Below are 21,666 nucleotides of genomic sequence, written 5' to 3' on the forward strand. Positions count from 1 at the left end.
CCGGCTCCTGCTCTGCCGGCCGGTTTAGGCTCCCGGCTGCGGGAATTGAAACCACTCCCGGCGGACGCCATCGATCAAGACCGCACGCCCCGGCGGTTCGGACCCGACAGTGTCCAGACGGACACCGAACAACTCTGCGTCGCTGACCTTCTGAGGCCGAAGGATGACTCCTTGCTGAGCGGTGCGCAGACCCCACTCAAGTGGCAACCGTGAGACTGCCGGACCCGGATAGGGCAGGGCAACAATCAGCACAGCACCGGCAGACAGCTGCTCCCCGGCAATGCATAGTTGATCAGCTGTCATGGAGAGCGGATTATCCAGGAGCAGCACCTGCTGCGCCCGGGTAGAGATTGGGGCAGGTGGGTCAGTACCCGGGAAGCTGGCATTCTCCGAACCGGTGCCCGCCGAACCGGTACCAGCTGAACCGAAATCGGCTGCGAGCGCAACAAGCCAGCTGGCATCGTTGACGTGTGCGAGCATCCGCAAGAAGCTACTCTTGCCGGTTTGTGGGCCCCCAACAACTGCCAACACTGCGCCGGGCTCCAGCCACACATAGACAGGATCCTCGCCGTCGCCGCCCACACCCAACACCAGTGAAACGCCGGTGCTGCTAGTGCCAGAAGGCGGTGCGGCTAGTGCATTGAGTTTCTCGAGGTGCGAAGACGGCAAAGAATGTGGCAGGGGAGCCACGCGCAAGATCCGCGCCGCAAAATCCTGCCTTTCCGGTAATTGGGGCTCCGGCAGCTGTAAATGCTTACCTGGTTCCGGTGGCAGAAGTCTCCCCAATTGAGCAACATGCATGTGGTTCATCAATTCCGGGGCGTCACCGGAATTGATGGCCCCGTCGAGTCCAGCCCTTCCGGGCAGTGGGGCAAACGCCGGCATGCGGGGCCACAACATGGTGGACTCGGCTGGACTCCCATGACTCAGATACATCCGGTTGGGAATCGCTGCCATGAATCCAGCGGTGAGCAGTTCCCGGGCACCACCCACAACCAGGGTGACGTTCTTTCCGCCGAAGCGCACCAGCTCTGAGATGCGCTCCTCTGCCTCGTGCCAAGGACTGGATCTGAACGCGGTAATCCAGCGGCCCCAGTCGGTGATGCACAGGATCAACGGGTGCATGCAATTTCTGGCTGTTTCACTGAGCCGATGCATCAGATGTTCGGCGCTCCGCAGATGATCGGGCGTCAAATAGCTGCCCACCCACGGGCAGGCCGCAAAATCCCGCAGTGAGGCATCGGCGTCGAGCAGGTACAGCAGGGGAGCCTGTGCCTGCTGTGCTTCCGGCAAACCCGCGGCGGCGGCCAACAGGCGCCCGGCCACCAAGGCCACGGCACGGGAGGGTTCGGACCCGGTACCAAAACACGCCAGGTGGGAATGGTGCACCGGATTCCAGCGTAAGGGCCGCAGGCATTGCTGTTCCGGCAGATCCATGATGCCCAACGTCACAGCACCGTCGGACTCATCGGGCTCCCCAGCAGCTCGCCAATCTCCACATTCCGCAAAGTCCACTTCGGCGGGCAGCTCCGGGGCTACGACGGCAGGGGCGGCGACGAGTGTGGAGTCCAAGGTACAGGCGTTAATCCACGCCTGCGTCATGACCGCTGCCACGGCATCAACCCCGCCGGCAGCCACCAGCGAGGCAAGGTTCGGCGCGCGGCTGCCTGATTCCAGTTCTTCCGTGCGTTCCACTGTGGGCAGCAAACTCGCCCCAGTGGCCGGTATGCCGAGCACAGCGCTTTGAAATTCCTCCGGCGCTCCGCCAGCGCGGCTGATGTAGGCCCGGCCCGGGGTGTTTACGGCAATGTGGGCCGCTACGGAACTGCCAATGACATCGACGGAATCAACACCGGATTGCACCCGCAGGCAGATAGAGCTGGTCACGTTGGCGCGGATGTCCGCGTTCACCGCTCCTTGGGGCCGTTGAGTGGCCATGACCAGATGGATACCCAAGGACCGGCCCACCGCGGCAATCCGCATGAGTTCCGCCAGAGCATCAGGGAATTGATCCACCAGGACCCGGAATTCATCAACCACAATCACCAAGTGCGCCATGGCATGGTGACCAGAACCCGCACCCAACAGGTCAGAGTGGGTTCGGTAGGCGCTGCTGTCGGCTACCTCGGCGGCGGATAACGCCGCCTCGCGCCGGTGGAGCTCGGCCCGCAGTGACGCCAAGGTCCGATCCATGCCGTGGCCGCCCAGATCCGTGACCAATGAACTGGTGTGGGGCAGCTTCTCCAACGCGCCCAGTCCTGCTCCGCCCTTGAAATCAATGAGCACAAATTGCAGATCGGCGGGGGAGTGGCTTGCGGCGAGACTGCCCACCAGCGCTCGAAGGAACTCTGACTTCCCGGAGCCCGTGGTGCCACCCACCAGTAGATGCGGCCCATCGTGCTGGAAGCTAAACATGGTGGGGCCACGTGACGACTGCCCGATAAGCACGGGAAGCAGCGGCCCTCCGGCGCAGGCCGCCCATGCGGCAGCCTGCGCCGCGGCGGTGCACTGATCGGGAGATGGCAGGAAGTTAATAGCCAAGGAGCCGCGAGACTCCCGTAGTTGTGTGGCCTCTGATCGCGCACGACGGCGTGCATGGGCGGCAAATACTGTTGGTGTGACGCCGTCGGGCGTAAATTCCTGCCCCGAGAACGAACCCACAATGCTGGGTCCCCGGATTTGCAGCTGCACTGTGTGCTGCATCGAGGGGTCGAGCGATGGCCCAGATGGCCCGGTCGCGTTCATCCTGACAAGGATGGTGTGGACGTGGGGTCTGCACTGCATCCCGGAGAAATCAACATCTCCAACGATCAGCAGCACACAGGGTGGCGCCGGCCCCTCGCCAGGCTGCTCCTCGCCAGGGATGCCCGCTCCTACAGGGCGGGACACGGCAGCAAAGGCGCGCTGAGCGGCATCGGCTGACATGGCCAGTTCGGTATGGGGCAGGAACCTCGCTGCCCACGGCAAACTGTCCGGGGTACCCAGCACAACCACGGGGACATTTGCAGCATCGAGTTGCATCAAGACGAAGTTCAGCAAGGGGAGCGCGACTCCGGCAGGACCGCTAATGATGAGGGGTTCGGCACTCAGCGGAACCACGAACGGTAGGGAATGAACGCGGGGTGCCGTGAACCCCGGATCGGGCGGATCGGCGGCGATGTGCGCGGAGCGGGAGCCAAGCCCCACACGGAGAGCAAGCCCTGGGGCGCCAGAACCAGAGCCAGAAAAGGCGGTGGAGGCGGGAGCAGAGGCAGAGACAGTGGCCCGGGCTGTCGTGGGTAGTAAGGTCTGCGAAGTCGATGCGTTCAGCACGATCGTGGCGGCGTCGGGAAAAGCACGCTCCGCCCGTTCGGCGTCCCAGACCACGGCACGTGCCACGTCATCCCGGAAGGACTTGCGCCGTTTGGAGCCACCCAGTAGTGGAACGAGCACAGTCACGGCTCCCATGGCAGCAAAAGCCAGAAACATCATGGAACCGGTAAATACGGCCAACACCGTGCCCAGTAGTAAGGGGAGCAGCCCAGTCAGCAAGATGGCGACGGAAGCGCGGGAAGAGCGCGATGACGCAGGGACGGCTAGCGGAGCGGCAGCCGACATGTTCAGCAGTGACATCGGGACCATGTGAGGTGCCGACACACTCGCGGTTGATCCGGCATCAGGGTGCCGGTCAGAGTCAAGGGAAGAAGCAGGGGGAGAGGCAGAGCCGGGGCCAAACGGAGGAGCCGGGGCCCCGCCAGGGTTTGAGTCCAACGGAGGAGCAGGAGCCGGCGCAGAATTCGCTGGGGAGGAACCCTTCGACCCTGAACCCCTCGGCCCTGTGCTGGTCGACCCCAAGCCCGTCGATACTGAGTGCCACACCAGGCCGTCACCGAGGATCGGTCTGGGCAGCCGCAACTCCCATTGGGAGTTTCCACAACTGATCCGCTGCCCAGTTTCCATGGAGATGGTCCCTTTGACTGCGTGGGCGCTCGCCGTTGGTCCGTCGGATGTGCGGTGCAGGAGAAAGCCGGAGGAGCCGTGGGTCGCCGTTAACGTGATGCGCGCAGCGCCAATCACTAGTGTGCCGTGATGTCGGGACAGTGCAGGGTCGGGTAGCTGCAACCGGCACCGCCCGCGGCCCAGACTGTAACTCCCACGACGCAGGGCAAAGATCGTCCCGGCGGCAGGACCCGAACAAACAACCAACAGCGCCACGGATCCGGACGGTACAGTTCCAGACGGTACGGATCCGGACGGTACAGTGCTTGCTGGGACAGCGCCGGACAGGACAGCCCCTGATGGGTCAGCCGTAGCTGGCACATCGCCAGCAGGGACTCCGTCCGCCGGCCAAGCAACCACCACCGCCCCGTTGCACAACATGGCACTGGCCGGTTGTAGGATGCCCAGCGACTGCCCGGCAACAGTGAAGACAAAGCCCGGCCATTGCCTCTCCAGCGCCTGCTGCAAGGACAAACCAGAACACAGGGCGCCCGGTGGCCATGTGACGCTGAGTTCCACTGGTGCAAACACGCCGGAACCCGCCACCATCGTGATCTCCAGCCGCATTGCACTCTCCCTAGCGAACCTGCCCAAGCTACCTACCAACCGCCCTCTCACCCCGAGCATAGGAGAGGAACGCGCGGCGGTGGGGTCCGGCGTCGTACTTTGTGGGGAAGGGCAGCTGCGGCACAGCGTGTGGGGGAAGGAAAGCACGCGGCTGTGACGATAACCACGTATGCAGGGGCCATTGATAACGGTCAGGTAACCTAGGGAGATAGATCGTGGCACTGCTGTGCCCAATACATCGTCACCAAGTATTACGGGAGAGTTTGTGAACGCTGACCTAGTCGTCGTCGGTTCAGGTTTCTTTGGCCTGACCATTGCAGAACGTGCCGCCACCGAGTTGGGGTTGAAGGTGGCCGTTATCGACCGCCGCCACCACATCGGCGGTAACGCCTACAGCGAGAACGAGGCGCAGACGGGCATTGAGGTGCACCGCTACGGCGCGCACCTGTTCCACACCTCCAATGAGCGCGTGTGGGAGTACGTGAACCGTTTCACGAAGTTCACGGATTACCAGCACAAGGTGTACACCTCCCACAAGGGCGAGGTTTACCAGATGCCCATTAACTTGGGCACCATCAACCAGTTCTTCCGTTCGTCCATGGGCCCGGGTGAGGCGCGTGCGCTGATCCAGGAGCAGGCCGGCGAGCTTGCGGGAACCGACCCGGCGAACCTGAACGATAAAGGCATCCAACTTATTGGCCGCCCCCTCTACGAGGCGTTCATCAAGCACTACACGGGCAAGCAGTGGCAGACCGATCCCAAGGATCTACCGGCCGAGATCATTTCCCGCCTGCCTGTCCGCTACAACTATGACAACCGCTACTTCAACGACACCCACGAGGGCCTGCCGGTTGACGGTTACACCGCGTGGATTGAGCGGATGGCGGATCACCCGAACATTGAAGTTGTGCTGAACACTGACTTCTTTGACGACGGCGAGTACTCCCGTAAGGCTGTCACCGGCCAGGTTCCGGTCATCTACACCGGTGCTGTTGACCGCTACTTTGACTACGCCGAGGGCGATCTGTCCTGGCGCACCATCGATCTGGAGCAGGAAGTTCTGCCGATCGAGGATTACCAGGGCTGCGCCGTCATGAACTACCCGGATGAGGCGCAGAAGTTCACGCGCATCCACGAGTTCCGCCACTTCCACCCGGAACGCGCCTACACCAAGGACGCCACGGTCATCATGCGCGAGTTCAGCCGCTTCGCCGAAAAGGGCGACGAGCCGTACTACCCCGTGAACACCAGCGATGACCGCAGCAAGCTGCTGGCCTACCGCGACCTGGCCCGGGGCGAAAAGGACGTGCTGTTCGGCGGCCGCCTAGGCACCTACAAGTACCTCGACATGCACATGGCCATTGGTTCGGCACTGAACATGTACGACAACAAGATTAAGCCGCACTTCACCGGTGGGGCGAAGCTGCAAAGCGGAGGAGTTGACGCATGAGCGTAACGACCAAGACTGAAACAAAGGATTCGACAGTGGATTCCACCGTGTGGAAGACAGTCCACCGCGTGGTCTTCCCGACCGACGGCGACACCGATACACTGCCGTTGTACGTTGATTTCAACGCCGCCCAGCGCGTGGTTTCCCCCGAGGAGGCCGGTGCGGGCGCCACGGCCGCCAGCGTTCCCGGCACCCGCCAGCGCACGGACTTCATTCAGGGCCGGCGCGAAATGCGCCTCCCGGCATTCCGCCGCGTCTCCCTCGGCACGTACTTCAACGCTTTCCCCGCAAGCTATTGGCGCGCCCACACCGATGTGGAGCAGGTTCGCCTGACGGTTGAGACCGACGGCGATGCCACGGTGATTGTGTACCGTTCGACGCCGCGCGGCACCGCCAACCGGGTGGACAGCCTGCACGTGACCCAGGGTGCCCCCGTCAGCATTGACCTGTCCATCATGAACTTTGCCGACGGCGGCTGGTACTGGTTTGACCTGGCAACAGGCGAAACCGCAACCACGCTGACCAACGCGCACTGGTCAGTTCCGCAGCCCGAGGGCTTCGAAGCTGGAACGCTTTCGGTGGGCGTCACTACGTTCAACCGACCCGACTTTTGCGTCAAGCACCTGCGGACTTTTGCCGAATCACCGGACCTCACCGAGGTCCTGGATGAATTGATCGTCACCGACCAGGGCAACCAGCGTGTACGCGATGAGGAAGGCTTCGAAGAAGCTGCCGCCAACCTTGGTCACCGCTTCCGTCTCGTGGAGCAGGCCAACCTAGGTGGTTCCGGCGGCTTTGCCCGCGGCATGCAGGAGACCGTCAAGGCTGGCAAGAGCAAGTACGTCATGCTGCTCGATGATGACGTGTTGATTGAGACGGAAGGCATCTTGCGTGCGGTCCAGTTTGCCGACTTCACGCGCAAACCCACCATTGTGGGCGGGCACATGTTCAATCTGTATGAGCGTTCAGTGGTCCACAACTTTGGTGAAGTCATCAACGAATACCGGTTCCGCTACGAATCCTCAGGCGACAGCCAGAACGTGCACGATTTCGGGGCCAGCAACCTGCGCACCACGCCGTGGATGCACCGCCGCATTGACGTTGATTACAACGGCTGGTGGATGTGCTTGATTCCCACCTCCATCATCAAAGATATTGGCCTGTCACTTCCCGTCTTCATCAAGTGGGACGACGTCGAATACGGCATCCGTGCGAAGGCTCATGGCTACACAACTGTCACCCTCCCCGGTGCCGCTGTCTGGCACATGCCCTGGACTGAAAAAGACGACACCATTGACTGGCAGGCGTACTTCCACCAGCGAAACCGTTGGCTTGCCACGATGCTGTACTCCCCTTACAGCCGCGGTGGCCGCATGCCCATTGAAAGCATGATGGTGGACGTTCGTCACCTCCTCTCCATGCAGTATTCGTCCGTTGAGCTCCGACTGCAGGCCCTCGAAGACCTGTTGGAGGGCCCCGACCACCTGCACCGGAACATCGGCACCAAGCTCCCCGAAATCCGCAAGGTGCGCAGCACCTTCACGGATGCGCAGGTCAGCAAGGACCTAAACAAGTTCCCGTCGGTCAAGCGCTTGAAGCCGCCGAAGTTTGGCCTGATACCCAGCGCACCTGCAACTATGCCCGCTGCCATCTCCCAGGCCTTGTCGGGGATCCTGAACGCAGTACGCGACCCCCGCGAGGGCGCAGTTGATTCGCCCGAGGCCGTCGTGCCCGCCATGGACGCCCGTTGGTGGCGGCTGGCACGGCTGAACTCCGCATTGGTGTCGGCATCGGACGGTGCCGGCGCGTCCTGGTACAAGCGCGATGCCAAGACCTTCCGCAAGTATATGGTCCGCAGCATCACCTTGCACCAGAAGCTCATGCTGCGCTGGGACGAGCTGGCCAAGACGTACCAGGACGAACTGCCCAACTTCACCTCCCCGCAGACCTGGGAAAAAACCTTCGCAGCAAACCCGGCGCCGGTTGTGGAACCCAAAACAGCGACGGATAAGTGACAGCTCGGGTTGGGGGAATTGGCGGATCGGGCCCGGTTCCCCCACTGACCAGTCCGGGCCATGGCAGCGGGCTGCTCGACGTTGTCCGCTCACGCTATCTGCTGAACCTCCTGGTCCAGAAAGAGCTGAAGGTTCGATACAGAGGTTCAGTACTGGGGATCCTGTGGTCTTACGTAAAACCCGGCATGCAATTTGTTGTGTTTTACATTGCACTAGGGGTGTTCCTTGGATTGGAGCAAAGCCCCACCAACAGAAGTGGCATGCCCAACTATGCCATTTACTTGTTCTCAGGCATTGCCCTAATCAATTTCTTCACAGAAGCGCTGGGCAATGCTGCACGCTCGGTTGTTGGGAACTCGGGTCTCATTCAGAAGATCTACCTGCCTCGGCAGTTGTTCCCAGTGGCATCGGTGTGGGTATCGGCTGTCCATTTCCTGCCGCAGGTCCTGATCCTAGCCGCCGTGTGCCTGCTCAACGGTTGGCGGCCCGGGTTCCTTGAGATTGGTGTGGCACTGGCCTCCTTCGTGATGGTGGCCTTGCTGGCTACCGGGCTGGGCCTTTTCTTTGGCGCCGTCAATGTTTACTTCCGTGATGCGGAGAACTTTGTTGACATGCTGTTGTTGGTGGCCACGTGGGCGTCGCCAGTGCTGTACTCCTGGGAAATGGTTTACAACAAGCTAGGCACCTCATGGTTCACCGTGTACCAATTGAACCCGTTGACGGTTGCCGTTGAGGGGTTCCACCTCGCCTTCTGGTATCCCACCACTGCTGAAAACGTGGCCATGGTGCCGAACCTGATTTCACTGTGGATCCCTGTTGGATTGGCCATTTCGTTGGCAGTCCTTCTCCTCGGCCAGCTGGTCTTTCGACGGCTTGAGGGCCGCTTTGCGCAGGAGCTCTAATGACAACTAATTCAATTGAAGCCAGGGATATCAGTAAGCGGTTTGTGCTCCGCCACACTCGTTCCTTGAAGGAAGCGTTTGTTTGGATCATGAAGGGGCGCAAGGGAGATCTTTCCAAGAAGTTCTTTGCGTTGAACGGTGTCACGCTGGACATCGCAGTAGGGGAATCGGTGGCTTTGCTGGGTCTTAACGGGTCAGGGAAATCAACTCTTCTCAAACACATTTCAGGTGTCATGCTCCCCGACACGGGGACGGTCCAGACCCGGGGCAGGGTGGCCGGACTGATCGAAGTGGGGGCCGGCTTTCACCCGGACCTCAGCGGCAGGGACAACGTCTACCTCAACGGGGCCATCCTTGGCATGACCAAGGATGAAATCGATGCAGCCTTCGATTCCATTGTGGAATTCTCCGAAATCGAAGAGTTCATTGACACTGAAGTGAAGTTTTACTCCTCGGGCATGTACTTGAGATTGGCTTTTTCGGTTGCTGTTCACACGGACCCGGATGTGTTTCTCATTGATGAGATTCTTGCGGTGGGTGACGAGCCCTTTCAAAAGAAGTGTCTGGCCAAGATCAAGGAACTGCATGCGGCAGGCAAGACGCTGATTGTTGTCAGTCATGACCTAGATGTAGTGGCGAAGGTCTGTGACCGCGGCATCCTGCTGGAACACGGGAAAGCCATCATGGATGGCCCCGTCGAGGACGTCATTGCAAGGCTCCGCAGCTAGCCCTGTGGCAGCTCGCAGAGTCTAATAGCCACACGCCTATGGGGGACGGTGGCATGTGGCACGCACCGGGCGGGCCAATACGTACTAACTTAACTTGGAGGAAATTTTGTCCTGGTGGACAGCTTTGCCAGCGATACTGGCCTGCATTGCAATAGTGATTGTTCCCGGGGCCATCTTGGCTTTTTCTCTCGGGTTTCGTCGCATAACCCTCCTGGGTTTGGCTCCTGTACTGTCGCTCTCGCTGGTGGGGGTTGCCGCCGTCGGGGCTCCCTTCCTTGGTTCGCCCTGGAGCATTTGGGCCGTGGTAGTTCTGTGCGTAGTGGCCTCAGCGATTGCCTGGTTCGTCACCGGCTTCCGAGCGAAGGAAATCAACAGGGACAGCATTCACCGCGATTCCTGGGTTGCATTCGGTTCCACGATCATCGGTGTTGGATCTGGCGCACTGCTCGTTGGCCGGCGGATTATGCAGTTGGTCGGAGCGCCGGACAACATCTCCCAGCGCTATGACAATGTGTTCCAACTCAACGCCGTCCGGCACATTCTGGACTCGGGGAATGGCTCAACGCTTACCTTGGGCGAGATGGCTGGCGGGCAGGGGCTCGGGGCCGTCTATCCGGCTGTCTGGCACGACCTCGCGGCCTTGCTTGTCCAGCTGACAGGCGCCTCAGTGCCTGTGGCGGAGAACGCTGTCAATATGACCATTGGTGCCATCATTTGGCCCATCTCAGTCGTTTTCCTCACACGGGTAGTTGTTGGACCCAAGCCGGTTGCCTTGATCGCCGCCGGCATCATGTCAGCCGGCCTAGCGGCGTTCCCCTTCCTGCTTTTGGTTTGGGGCCCCTTGTTCCCCAACATGCTCTCTGTGGCCGTAGTTCCGGCAGCCCTGGCCGTTGTCATCATGCTGTGCAAGCTCGGCGACCACCTGGAACGACCCTTGCGGCTGTGGCTGGCACTGCTGCTACTGGCGCCCGGACTGGCATTCTCGCATATGAGTGGCATCGGTGCGTTGCTTGCCTTCAGTGCGCCCATCATCGCCTGGGCGGTGGGGAGCCATGTTGTGTCGCTGGTACGGTCCAAGGCTCACTTGTGGAAGTACGCGGTAGTTGTGGTGGCTGGCGGCGCAGGTGTAGCTGTGGGGCTGATGGTCTGGATCAGGCTGCGTCCGGGCAACTACAGCGGATGGCGTCCACACCAGATCATGAGTGGCGCTGTAGGTGAGGTCATCACCAACTCGCCCATGGGCACGCGGGTGGCCTGGGCAATTTCCATTCTCGCCATTGTTGGAATTTTCAGTGTGTTCAATGGGCGCAAACAGATATGGTGGCTGCTCAGCTACTCTGTGGCGGCGGGGCTTTACATTATTGATGCCGCAGTTGCCCCCGGTTTTATTCGCACCTTCATGACGGGCATTTGGTACGCGGACACCAACCGTCTGGCCGCCTACCTGCCCCTATTTGCCGTGGTCCTTGCCGCACTTGGATTCTCCCGGATCGTGGAAAGCGTTCTAGGCTGGCTCATTCGTGGGAACAAAACGGCCCCGGTTAATGCGATGGTTTCTGCAGCCTGGACCAAGCCGGTCAGCGTGGCTGTGACCGTGGCGTTGCTTGGCACGCTGGTTGTGGCCACGCAACTCGGCGCCATCCAGACGTATATTGCCGCCAATAAGCAGTTCTATGAACGGAACACATCCAGTTCCATCCTGTCCGACGACGAATACAAGCTTCTCTCCCGGATCGACGACGAGGTGCCCGCGGATGCCGTCATCGCGGGTAACCCCTGGAATGGTTCAAGCCTTGTGTACGCCTTTGCCGACAGAAAAGTGTTGCGCTTCCATTTGAGCCAAAGTAAGACTGCCCAGGAAACACTTATCGAAACAAAGCTCAAGATCGCTGATCAGGACCCCACGGTGTGCAATGCCATCCGTGCGCTCAATGTCAGGTACGTCCTGGACTTTGGCCACCAGTACCTCCTGAACCACAATGACTCCACGAACTACCCAGGGCTGGATAAACTGGCTGATTCCAAAGCAGTGGAACTTATTGACAGCGAGGGTGACGCCAGGCTCTTCAAGGTAACCGCGTGCTGGTAAACGCTGGCGCGGTGATGGTGCCGTGACCAGACTACGGGGGATGGACTTTGCTGCGGGTGAATTGCGCCCCGGCGAGCCGAGCTTGCGCCGCCCCCGACGCAAGCTGATGCGACATGACATTCAGGCCCTGCGCGCCGTGGCTGTGGGGCTTGTAGTGCTCAACCACCTTTGGCCCAACAGGGTTTCTGGGGGCTATGTCGGCGTGGACATCTTCTTTGTCATATCCGGATTCCTGATCACCTCGCACCTGAGCAAGGAACTGGTCTCCACTTCTGGATTGGCGATCGGGCGGTTTTACGCACGGCGGATCAAGCGGTTGTTGCCCGCTGCCTTCCTAGTCTTAGCAGTCGGGTCCGTTGCGGTGGCCCTCTGGGTGCCGTATTCCGAGTGGGCGCGGACTGCCCGTGAAGTCATGACGAGTGCGCTGTACGTGGGCAACTGGTCATTGGCCGCCCAGTCGGTGGATTATTCGGCACTGACTAACGACGCCACCATCGCCCAACATTATTGGTCGCTGTCGGTGGAGGAACAGTTTTACTTCGTGTGGCCGCTGGCATTGCTTGGACTGTTCAAGCTTGGTAAGCGTTTCGGTTCACCCCGAAGGGTTCTGGTGGCTGGCGTTGCGCTGGCCGCAGTGGCCAGCCTCATGTATTCCGTGTACTTCACCGCCACAGGCCCTGACCCCGCCTATTTCGTGACACCAGTGCGCGTCTGGGAGTTTGCTGTGGGGGCACTTGTGGCCTTGCTGGCAGCGAAGATCACATTGCCCCGTTTCCCGGCCGTGGGGGTGGCAACTGCTGGTTGGCTGGTCATAGTTCTGGCCGCGGCCTCGTTCAACCAGGACACACAGTTCCCGGGATGGGCCGCACTGCTTCCGGTGGTGGGGACAGCGGCTGTGATTGTCGCAGGACTAGGTAGAGCCAAGGCGCCCTTTGGACCTGTGCTTGCCTGGAAGCCTGTCCAATTCGCGGGTGATGTTTCATACTCGATATACCTGTGGCATTGGCCCATGATTGTGGTGGCGCCTTACCTCGTCGGCGGGGAACTCAATGCCTTTCACAAGCTTGTCATTGCACTGTGCTGCTTGCCCCTAGCATGGCTGACGAAAGTTTTGGTTGAGGACCAGGGGAAGTCGTGGAAGATGTTGGGCAAGCGTCCGCGGGAAACGTATGCGGCCATGGGGGTTGGCATTGTTGCCCTTGCCCTGATTTCTGGCGGGCTTGCCTGGGGCGGGCACATCAAACAGGCCAACGCTGAGGCGCTGCAGTCCGCGCAGTACGGTGGCCCGTGCCATGGCCCGGCGGCGCTTACAGCCAAGAAGGCCTGCCCGGACCCTCTGGGGCCGGCAGCTGTCACAGTCATGGGCGATGCCAACAAGTACTATGCGGGGGCACCAGAGTGCGCCGTGGATCCAGCTCGCAAGCCACCGGGTGTCAGTGCGGTGGCCGTGTGCGACTACTCCGAAGGGAATCCGGACGCTGATTCGCTCTGGCTGGTGGGGGACTCCCACGCAGAACAGTGGAAGCTGCCGCTGCTGGATTTGGCCAAGAAGAACAAATGGAAAATGACGTATTCCTTGCTGGGCGGTTGCCCCATCGGTGATTTCACGCTGGAAAGCTACGAAGGCAAAAAGAGCTCGTCGGCCAGTGCCGCCTGCAAGACTGCTGGGCACTCAATTTCCGCCATGGTTGAGCAGGATCGTCCGGACATGGTTTTTTATTCCGCTTTTGCCCGCCAGGAAATTCTCAACGACGGCTCCGGCCTCTCCCAACAAGCCCAGTACAGCGATGGACTTGCGAAGACCTGGAAACGTTGGGTGGACGCCGGAAGTGCCGTCTACGTTCTGGCGGACCCGCCCCTGAATGCCCTGGCGCGCGATTCCAAATGTGTTGTCCTGAATCCGTCCGATCCTGCAAAGTGTGCCGTGGACCGTGCCAAAGCACACCCCGCCGACCCGCTGGTCGGAGCCGTTGGCGGCATGGCTAGCCCACATGTGCGCCTGATTGATCTGACGGATCATTTTTGTGATGCCAAACTCTGCTACGCAGTGGTGGGCAATGTGGCGGTTTACTATGACAACAACCACCTAAACGGCGAATTTTCCCGTCTCATGGCGCCGTTTATTGAGCGAATGCTTTTGTCCAGCCATCGGCAGGGGATGTGAAATTAACGTGGCTTGGCTCTCATGTGAAACGAAGTTGAAGCAAAGCTGGATATTCTAGTAACAAACTCCGGTGTGGACATGGGCTCCGTGTGGCACTCAGGCTCGAAAGAAAAGGCTATTAAAACGTGAAGATTGCAGTCATCGCACTCGGTAAGATCGGCCTGCCACTGGCAGTTCAGTTTGCATCCAAGGGGCATGAGGTTGTTGGCGTCGACGTCAACCAGACCGTTGTGGACCTCGTCAACGCCGGCCAGGAGCCATTCCCCGGTGAGGCGCACTTGCAGGAGAAACTCTCTGAGCTGGTGCCGTCTGGCAAGCTCCGCGCCACGACTGACTATGCTCAGGCTGTTCCCGGTGCTGACGCGGTGGTACTTGTGGTGCCGTTGTTCGTTGACAAAGATGCCAACCCAGACTTCGGTTGGATGGATACAGCCACTGCTGAGCTGGCTCGCCACCTCACCCCGAACACTCTGGTTGCCTACGAGACCACCCTCCCCGTGGGAACTACACGTTCACGGTGGAAGCCCGCTCTGGAAGCTGGCTCGGGTCTGGTTGAAGGTACGGACTTTCACTTGGTGTTCTCGCCTGAGCGAGTTCTCACCGGCCGTGTTTTTGAAGATCTGCGCAAATACCCCAAGCTCATTGGTGGCCTTTCCGAAGCTGGTGCTGCCAAGGCAGTGGAATTCTACGAGTCTGTCCTGGACTTCGATGAGCGCCCCGATCTGAATCGCGCCAACGGCGTCTGGGACTTGGGCTCTGCCGAAGCATCAGAGCTCGCCAAGCTCGCCGAGACTACCTACCGCGATGTGAACATTGGCTTGGCTAATCAGTTTGCCCGTTTCGCTGCAAAGACCGGTATTGATATTTACCAGGTCATTGCGGCTTCTAACTCCCAGCCGTTCAGCCACATCCACCAGCCCGGCATCGCCGTAGGCGGGCACTGCATCCCTGTTTACCCGCGGCTGTACCTGTGGAACGATCCGGAAGCCACAGTTGTACGAGCCGCCCGAGCCGCTAACGCTGATATGCCTGACTACACCATTGGTCTGCTTGAAGGTGCCTATGGAGATCTGACGGGGGCACGCGTCGTCGTTCTTGGTGCTGCCTACCGTGGCGGGGTCAAGGAAACCGCGTTCTCTGGAGTATTCGACGCTGTTGAGGCCATCAACCGCCGCGGCGGCACTGCACTGGTTCATGACCCCATGTACACGGATGCCGAACTGACCCGTCTCGGCTTTATCCCGTACCACTTGGGTGAGGCAGTGGATGCTGCAGTCGTACAGGCGGACCACAGCGAATACCGTGAACTGGCACCGGCAGATTTGCCCGGTGTGAAGGCGTTCATCGATGGCCGTCGCGTCAGCGCCGCCGAGAAGTGGGACGGCGTCATCTACCGTGTCATTGGCAAGGCGTAGCCAGAAACGTGCAAGTTCTTGTCTTCACCACATGGTTTCCGGATGCCCAGGCGCCGTCCACGGCACCCTTTGCACTAAACCATGTCCGAGCCATCGCCGCCCAGCATGATGTGAAGGTTGTTCACATCATGCTGGGCGGCAGCGGCGGTGTGGTAGTGGAAGACTTTGAGGGCATTTCGGTAACCCGGATTCCACTCTCCCCCAAACGTCCATGGAGCTACGGTGTAGTGCTTGGCCACCTCAGGCAGGCGCTCAAACAGGCCGACATCCTGCACACCATGGCGTTCACCTCGGCCGCGGTGGCTGCGCCCGCGGCCCTGGGCCGGCGCAAAACCTGGGTGCACACAGAGCACTGGAGCGGGGTCAACAATCCTGCAAGCGTCTCTAAGGCCTGGGTTGTCATGTCCTGGTTGCGGTATTTGCTCCGGCTGCCCCATGCCGTGACAGCAGTCAGTGAGGCGCAGGCCGTGGGCCTGCGCCGATTCAGCCGGGGCGGCGCCGTTTACGTTGTTCCAAACGTTGTTACCAAAGTGGGCGAGCCTGCCCCTCGCGCCGGCGGCAATTCCGGGCGGGTGGAAGTAGTGTCCGTCGGGGGGCTGAATGCTGGCAAGAGGCCCGGGCTGGCTGTTGAGGCCCTTCACCTGTTGCGCAATCAAGGACTGGACGCCTCACTCACATGGGTGGGCGATGGGCCCCTGCGGGGAGAGATTGAACAACAGATTGACCGGTTGGGACTCGGAGGCCATGTGACAGTTACGGGCATGGTCCCGCCGACACAGGTAGCCGACCACCTGCGCCGGGCAGACATTTTCCTGCTGCCCACAGCCCATGAGACTTTTTGCATGGCCGCGGCCGAGGGCGTCGCCATGGGCCTGCCGGTGGTCATCACCGATCTGCCTGCAGTGCGGGATTTTCTCACCTCGGAGAACAGTTTGCTGGTTTCCGGGGAAAGCGCGCAGGACTTCTGTGCAGGCGTCTGCGCGGCCGTTGACAAGTTCTCCACGGTGTCCGCGGCCGCCATTTCCGGGACGCTGCCCACACGATTCACGCCGGAAAATGTTGCCAGCCAATTCACCCAGATTTACGACCGTGTGCGGGGTGGCGCAGGATAGCTGGGATAATGACACAAGAACTTTCGTTTTACGGAACCATTGATCATCGAGAGGAACTCACTGCATGAGTAGCATCGCGGCCAGCGCCGACGTTTCAGAACAAGCCATTCTCGGCGAAGGCACCAAGATCTGGCACCTTGCCCAGGTGCGTGAAAACGCCGTCCTTGGTGAGAACTGCATCGTTGGCCGTGGCGCCTACGTGGGCACTGGCGTCAAGATCGGTGACAACACTAAAATCCAAAACTACGCGCTGGTATACGAGCCCGCCGTGTTGGGTAAGGGCGTATTCATTGGCCCTGCCGTGGTGTTGACCAATGACACCTACCCCCGCTCCATCAGCCCGGACGGTTCGCTGAAAAGTGCCCACGATTGGACCCCGGTGGGCGTGACCGTCGAGGAAGGTGCGTCCATTGGTGCCCGGGCCGTTTGTGTGGCACCGGTGACCATTGGCCGGTGGGCCACGATCGCGGCTGGCGCTGTGGTGGCAAAGGATGTTCCGGCTTTCGCCCTGATGGTTGGCGTTCCCGCCCGCCGGTTGGGTTGGGTTGGCAAGGCAGGTTTCCCTCTCAAGGCAGAGGGTGGTTTCTGGGTTTGCCCGGAAACCGGAGCAAAGTATGTTGAAGATGGAAACACCCTGAAAGAGGCAGAGGAAAACTCATGAGCCAGGACTTCATTCCCGCAGCAAAACCCATCATCGGTGACGAGGAGCGTGCAGCGGTTGACGCTGTCATGCTCTCAGGCATGTTGGCGCAGGGCAAGGAGGTGGCCAGTTTTGAGGGCGAGTTCTCTGAGGTCTTGTTGGACGGCCGTGCCAGCGTTGCCGTGAACTCTGGCACCTCCGGACTGCACCTTGGTCTGCTGGCCTCCGGTGTGGGGGCAGGCGACGAAGTAATCGTCCCCTCTTTCACCTTTGCCGCCACGGGTAACTCGGTGGCGCTGACCGGCGCAACCCCGGTGTTTGCTGACATTGAGCTGGATTACTACACGCTGGACGTGGCCCACGTGGAGTCACTCATCACCGAGAACACCAAGGGCATCATGCCCGTGCACTTGTACGGGCACCCGTTTGCTGCCGAGGCGTTTGCGGCGCTGGCCGATAAGCACGGGATCGATCTTTACGAGGACGCAGCCCAGGCCCACGGTGCGGCTGTCAACGGCAAAAAGGTTGGCACGTTCGGCAAGTTCGGCATGTTCAGCCTCTACCCCACGAAGAACATGACCTCCGGCGAGGGCGGCATGGTGTCCACCTCGGACGCGACGGTTGAGCGAAACCTTCGCCTGCTGCGCAACCAGGGCATGGACAAGCAATACGAGAACGAACTGGTTGGCTTCAACAACCGCATGACCGACCTGCACGCCGCCATTGGCCGCGTCCAGCTGACCAAGGTCATGGGCTGGACCAAACAGCGCCAAGACAACGCCGCATTCCTGACCGCCAACCTCGAAGGTGTAGAAACACCTAAGGTTGCCGAGGGTGCTGAGCACGTCTACCACCAGTACACCATCCGGGTTCCCCAGGGCCGCGACGAGCTGCATGCACGCCTGCGTTCAGAATTCAACATTGGTTCCGGTGTGTACTACCCCGTGCCGAACCACCGTCTGCCCTCGTTCAACCGCACCGAGGACCTGCCCAACACGGAGATCGCCGCCAAGGAAGTACTTTCCCTGCCGGTCCACCCGTCGCTGTCGCAGAACGACCTCGAGCGCATCGTCGCGGCCGTTAACACCATCGTGAAGGCTGGTGCCTAAAAGTGGCTAATTTGCGAGTAGGCCTTATCGGTCTGGGCATGATGGGCCGCCACCACGCGAGGGTCATTCGCGAAGTCGAGGGCGTGGATCTCGTTGCAGTGGCCGATGCCTACGGTGATCCTCACGGTGTCGCCAAGGAACTGACCGTCCTGAGCAGCGTTGAGGAACTCATTGCGGCCGGCATCGACATGGCTGTTGCGGCCGTGCCTACCGGCATGCACGAGGAAGTCGGTTTGGCCCTAGCTGAGGCCGGCATTCACACACTGGTTGAGAAGCCCATCGCGGCCAGCGCACCGGCAGGCCAGCGCCTCGTGAACGCCTTCGCGGCCAAGGGGCTCGTCGGCGCCGTGGGACACATCGAGCGTTTCAACCCCGCTCTGCAGTCTCTGCGAAAGCGCATTGCTGATGGCGAACTCGGTGAGGTCTACCAGATCGCCACCCGCCGCCAGGGACCGTTCCCGGCCCGCATCGCTGACGTCGGAGTGGTCAAGGACCTGGGCACGCACGACATTGATTTGACCGCTTGGTTGGCTCAGAGCCGCTTCGAGTCAATCTTCGCCCAGACAACCACCCGCAGTGGCCGCCCGCACGAGGACATGGTTGCCGCGACCGGCAAGCTCGCGAACGGCGTCATCACCAACCACCTGGTGAACTGGCTTTCCCCCATGAAGGAAAGGCTGACCATTGTCACCGGTGAAAAGGGAGCCTTTGTGGCCGACACCGTGACGGCGGACCTGACGTTCTATGAGAACGGGACAGTTGCCACCGAATGGGAGTCCATGGCCGCGTTCAGGGGCGTCTCTGAGGGCAACGTGACCCGTTTGGCCATCGCCAAGCCCGAGCCGCTGCGCACAGAGCATGAAGCATTCCGCGACGCCGTGCTGGGTCTGCGAAACGACGTCGTCACGATGGCCGAAGGCCAGGACACGCTGCTCGTGGCAGAAGCGGTGCTGGAGTCCTCCCTCACCGGCCAACTCGTAAGGATTGCTTCTTAGTGTCAACGCAAAAACCGTTGAAGGTCGTCGTCACCACTAGGCTGTTCACGCCGGAAGTGGGGGCGGCGGCTTTCCGCTTGAAGGCCCTTGTGGATGGTCTGGTTGAGCAGGGAGCCGACGTCACTGTTATTACCACCACGCCGCCCACGGGCTCGGGACTGTTCAAGCCGGGCTACAAGCTCAGCCGCTGGCCCGTCATGCGCGATTCCGGTGGCAATGTCCGAGGCTACGTCCAGTACCTCAGCTTTGACATTCCCGCCTTCTTCCGGCTGTTGCTGACACCTGCCGATGTGGTGGTTTCGGAACCGCCGCCCACTACGGGCGTCATCGTTGCACTATCCTCGATACTGCGCCGGCGCCCCTTCGTGTACTATGCGGCAGATGTCTGGACCGAGGCGCTCTCCGCCATGGATGTCCCGTCCGTGGTGAAAAAGACCATGGGATTTGTTGAAGGTTTCGTCATGCGCAGGGCTGCGAAGGTCATTGCTGTTTCCCAGCCCGTGGCCGAACAAGTTGCAAAGTTCAAGGTGCCGGCCCACCGCATACACGTGGTGGGCAACGGCGTGGACACCACAGTATTTGGCCCCGACGGGGAAAATGCTGCGGTACCGAAGCCCTATTTCGTGTACACCGGGACCATGAGCGAGTGGCAGGGTGCAGGAATATTTATTGAGGCGCTGGCGAAAGTTCTGCCGACCCACCCCGAGGCTGAGGTTCGGTTTTTCGGGCAGGGAACCGATGAGGCCGCGCTGAAGGAACTGTCGGTCGCGGTTGCGCCGGGCAGTGTCCATTTCGGGGGAGTGGTTCCCCCTGCGGAAGCCGCTTCCTGGATCCGGGGTGCCACGGGCGCACTTGTCAGCATCAAGCCCGACCAGGGCTATGATTTTGCAAAACCCACCAAGATTTACGCCGCGGCCGGGTGCGGCACGCCTGTGATTTTTGCTGGCAAGGGTGACGGCGCAGCAGTTGTTGCTGACAATGGTCTGGGTGTTGCGGCGAACTACACCGTCGACGCCGTGGCCCAGGCCATGTGCGCGCTTCTAGCCGAACCCGACAAGGGGAGGTCCGCACGCATTGACTGGGTTGTGGCCAATGCATCCCTGCAGGCGTCTGGCAAGGTTGCAGCAGCCCAAGTGCTCGGTGTTGCCGAAGTGAAAACCTCACAGTGACAGAGCGTGTTGGTGACCGGATAGCCAGGTGGCGCCGCAGCGAGTTTCTGCGGCACATAATGACGCTTCTGACGGGAACTGCGGCGGCACAGGTGCTCATGTTGTTGCTGACTCCTGTGCTGTCCAGACTGTATTCGCCGGAGGCCTACGGCCTGTTTTCGCTGTATTCTTCGATCGTTGCAACTGTGACAGTGGTTGCTGCACTGCGCTATGACATGGCGATCATGCTGCCCAAGAAGGACGCCGATGCAAAGGTGCTCAAGAAGGGCGTCACACGGCTTATTCTGATTGTCAGCATCACAGCCACGTTGGTATGCGGGATCGGGGCCCCGCTCATTGCTGATGCGATGGGCAAACCGGAACTGGCTCCGTGGCTGTGGCTTGTTGGCTTGAGCGTTTTCACGCTCGCTGAGATTTCTGCCATGACCTACTGGCTCAACCGCAGGAGCGACTACAAAGCCATCGGAATCAACCGCGTGCTGCAAAGCGGTGGAACAGCAATTGCCCAGCTGGGATTGGCGCTGGGCAAGTTGGGTGGCGTTGGTGGCCTGATTGTGGGAACGCTGCTGGGCCAGAGTGCAGCACTTCTGACCCTGCGGTACAAGGGACGCGACGTTCGTGAGGGCCTTGATGAGTCAGAGGCGGGCATTCGCGGCTTGTTTGGCCGGTACCGCCGCATGCCGCTGCTCAACGGGCCCAACGCACTTCTGGACGCTGTGCGTACCAACGGCATCAATATACTCATTGGGATCATGTATTCCGGCCCCCTGCTGGGCCAGTTCTACATGGCCTGGAAGCTTCTGGAAGTTCCCCTGGGCCTGATCAATGGTGCACTGTCGCAGGTATTTTTCCAGCGGCTGGCTGTCATGGAGAGAGGTTCGATGTTCGCCTTCGCGAAATCTTCGGTGTTCCGCTCGGCTATATTGGGTGTGGTCCCCTTCGGGCTCATTTATTGGCTGTCACCCTGGGCGTTCCCCGTGGTTCTGGGCACGGAGTGGGCGGATGCCGGGCTCATTGCCCGTGCCTTGGTTCCCTGGCTCTTCATGAGTCTGATTACCTCACCGATTTCAACGATCTTTGTTGTCACCGAAACACAACACCTCATGCTGGCCCATGCCATTGTTTACACAGCAGTGCCTCTCTCGCTGCTTTATTTCCTGCACGGGGACATCGTGGCGAACCTGACCATCGTCGCCTTGGCGATGGCTGGCATTCTTGTGGTCTTCACCGTTTTGGCGTTGTGGGTAGGACACAGATTTGATCATGAAAAAGATCCTGAGGACAAACCATTGGTTGTGTAGCACTCCGAGCTTGACATGAAATGACTTGCAAC

14 protein-coding genes are annotated in these 21,666 nt (G+C 60.5%); 13 read left to right on the plus strand and 1 reads right to left on the minus strand.

From position 1 onward, the window contains the following. Nucleotides 1-24: 24 nt before the first annotated feature. Nucleotides 25-3,621 carry an FtsK/SpoIIIE domain-containing protein gene (locus AS189_RS07135; protein ID WP_160320800.1) on the minus strand — a complete coding sequence of 1,199 codons (3,597 nt, stop codon included), beginning with the start codon at nt 3,619-3,621 and terminating at the stop codon, nt 25-27. A 1,189-nt stretch (nt 3,622-4,810) separates the two neighbouring features. Here AS189_RS07135 and glf point away from each other — a divergent pair. The 13 genes from glf to AS189_RS07200 all read left to right on the plus strand — a co-directional run bounded on the left by glf (nt 4,811) and on the right by AS189_RS07200 (nt 21,634). After that, nucleotides 4,811-5,995: a UDP-galactopyranose mutase gene (gene glf, locus AS189_RS07140; protein WP_062286945.1), complete on the plus strand. Its 1,185-nt coding sequence runs from the start codon at nt 4,811-4,813 to the stop codon at nt 5,993-5,995. Next, on the plus strand, nt 5,992-8,010 hold the full coding sequence (locus AS189_RS07145; protein WP_062286947.1) for a glycosyltransferase: 2,019 nt from the start codon (nt 5,992-5,994) through the stop codon (nt 8,008-8,010). Before glf ends, AS189_RS07145 begins: the two co-directional genes overlap by 4 nt. Beyond that, nucleotides 8,007-8,912, plus strand: a complete 906-nt coding sequence (locus AS189_RS07150; RefSeq protein WP_237759994.1) for an ABC transporter permease — start codon at nt 8,007-8,009, stop codon at nt 8,910-8,912. Before AS189_RS07145 ends, AS189_RS07150 begins: the two co-directional genes overlap by 4 nt. Further along, on the plus strand, nt 8,912-9,640 hold the full coding sequence (locus AS189_RS07155) for an ABC transporter ATP-binding protein (RefSeq protein ID WP_062286949.1): 729 nt from the start codon (nt 8,912-8,914) through the stop codon (nt 9,638-9,640). The genes AS189_RS07150 and AS189_RS07155 overlap by 1 nt, the downstream gene beginning before the upstream one ends. 154 nt (nt 9,641-9,794) lie before the next feature. Further along, a complete protein-coding gene (locus AS189_RS07160) occupies nt 9,795-11,729 on the plus strand; it encodes a DUF6541 family protein (protein WP_062286951.1) in 1,935 nt (644 codons plus the stop codon). A gap of 40 nt (nt 11,730-11,769) precedes the next feature. Continuing rightward, nucleotides 11,770-13,893 carry an acyltransferase family protein gene (locus AS189_RS07165; RefSeq protein WP_062286953.1) on the plus strand — a complete coding sequence of 708 codons (2,124 nt, stop codon included), beginning with the start codon at nt 11,770-11,772 and terminating at the stop codon, nt 13,891-13,893. A 125-nt stretch (nt 13,894-14,018) separates the two neighbouring features. Further along, nucleotides 14,019-15,308, plus strand: a complete 1,290-nt coding sequence (locus AS189_RS07170; protein WP_062286955.1) for a nucleotide sugar dehydrogenase — start codon at nt 14,019-14,021, stop codon at nt 15,306-15,308. 8 nt (nt 15,309-15,316) lie between these two features. Next, on the plus strand, nt 15,317-16,420 hold the full coding sequence (locus tag AS189_RS07175; protein WP_062286957.1) for a glycosyltransferase: 1,104 nt from the start codon (nt 15,317-15,319) through the stop codon (nt 16,418-16,420). Between the two features lie 64 nt (nt 16,421-16,484). Further along, the gene (locus AS189_RS07180; RefSeq protein WP_062286959.1) at nt 16,485-17,081 is read left to right on the plus strand and encodes an acyltransferase; all 597 of its coding nucleotides are present in this window, start codon (nt 16,485-16,487) and stop codon (nt 17,079-17,081) included. Continuing rightward, nucleotides 17,078-18,169: a DegT/DnrJ/EryC1/StrS family aminotransferase gene (locus tag AS189_RS07185; RefSeq protein WP_062286962.1), complete on the plus strand. Its 1,092-nt coding sequence runs from the start codon at nt 17,078-17,080 to the stop codon at nt 18,167-18,169. The genes AS189_RS07180 and AS189_RS07185 overlap by 4 nt, the downstream gene beginning before the upstream one ends. A gap of 2 nt (nt 18,170-18,171) precedes the next feature. After that, nucleotides 18,172-19,164 (plus strand): Gfo/Idh/MocA family protein, encoded by a 993-nt coding sequence (locus tag AS189_RS07190; RefSeq protein WP_062286965.1) that lies wholly within the window; start codon nt 18,172-18,174, stop codon nt 19,162-19,164. After that, a complete protein-coding gene (locus AS189_RS07195) occupies nt 19,164-20,333 on the plus strand; it encodes a glycosyltransferase family 4 protein (protein WP_062286968.1) in 1,170 nt (389 codons plus the stop codon). The genes AS189_RS07190 and AS189_RS07195 overlap by 1 nt, the downstream gene beginning before the upstream one ends. A gap of 59 nt (nt 20,334-20,392) precedes the next feature. Next, entirely contained in the window at nt 20,393-21,634 is a 1,242-nt protein-coding gene (locus tag AS189_RS07200) for a lipopolysaccharide biosynthesis protein (RefSeq protein WP_062286970.1), read from the plus strand. Nucleotides 21,635-21,666 lie beyond the last annotated feature (32 nt).

It is taken from the genome of Arthrobacter alpinus (assembly GCF_001445575.1).
Classification (GTDB): domain Bacteria; phylum Actinomycetota; class Actinomycetes; order Actinomycetales; family Micrococcaceae; genus Specibacter; species Specibacter alpinus_C.

Excerpts from the sequence above, each read along its gene's own strand:
- AS189_RS07185 (WP_062286962.1), top strand. The coding sequence starts at position 17,078 with ATGAGCCAGGACTTCATTCCCGCAGCAAAACCCATCATCGGTGACGAG.
- AS189_RS07155 (WP_062286949.1), top strand. The coding sequence starts at position 8,912 with ATGACAACTAATTCAATTGAAGCCAGGGATATCAGTAAGCGGTTTGTG.
- AS189_RS07165 (WP_062286953.1), top strand. The coding sequence starts at position 11,770 with ATGGACTTTGCTGCGGGTGAATTGCGCCCCGGCGAGCCGAGCTTGCGC.
- AS189_RS07135 (WP_160320800.1), bottom strand. The coding sequence starts at position 3,621 with ATGGTCCCGATGTCACTGCTGAACATGTCGGCTGCCGCTCCGCTAGCC.
- AS189_RS07180 (WP_062286959.1), top strand. The coding sequence starts at position 16,485 with ATGAGTAGCATCGCGGCCAGCGCCGACGTTTCAGAACAAGCCATTCTC.
- AS189_RS07200 (WP_062286970.1), top strand. The coding sequence starts at position 20,393 with ATGACGCTTCTGACGGGAACTGCGGCGGCACAGGTGCTCATGTTGTTG.
- AS189_RS07145 (WP_062286947.1), top strand. The coding sequence starts at position 5,992 with ATGAGCGTAACGACCAAGACTGAAACAAAGGATTCGACAGTGGATTCC.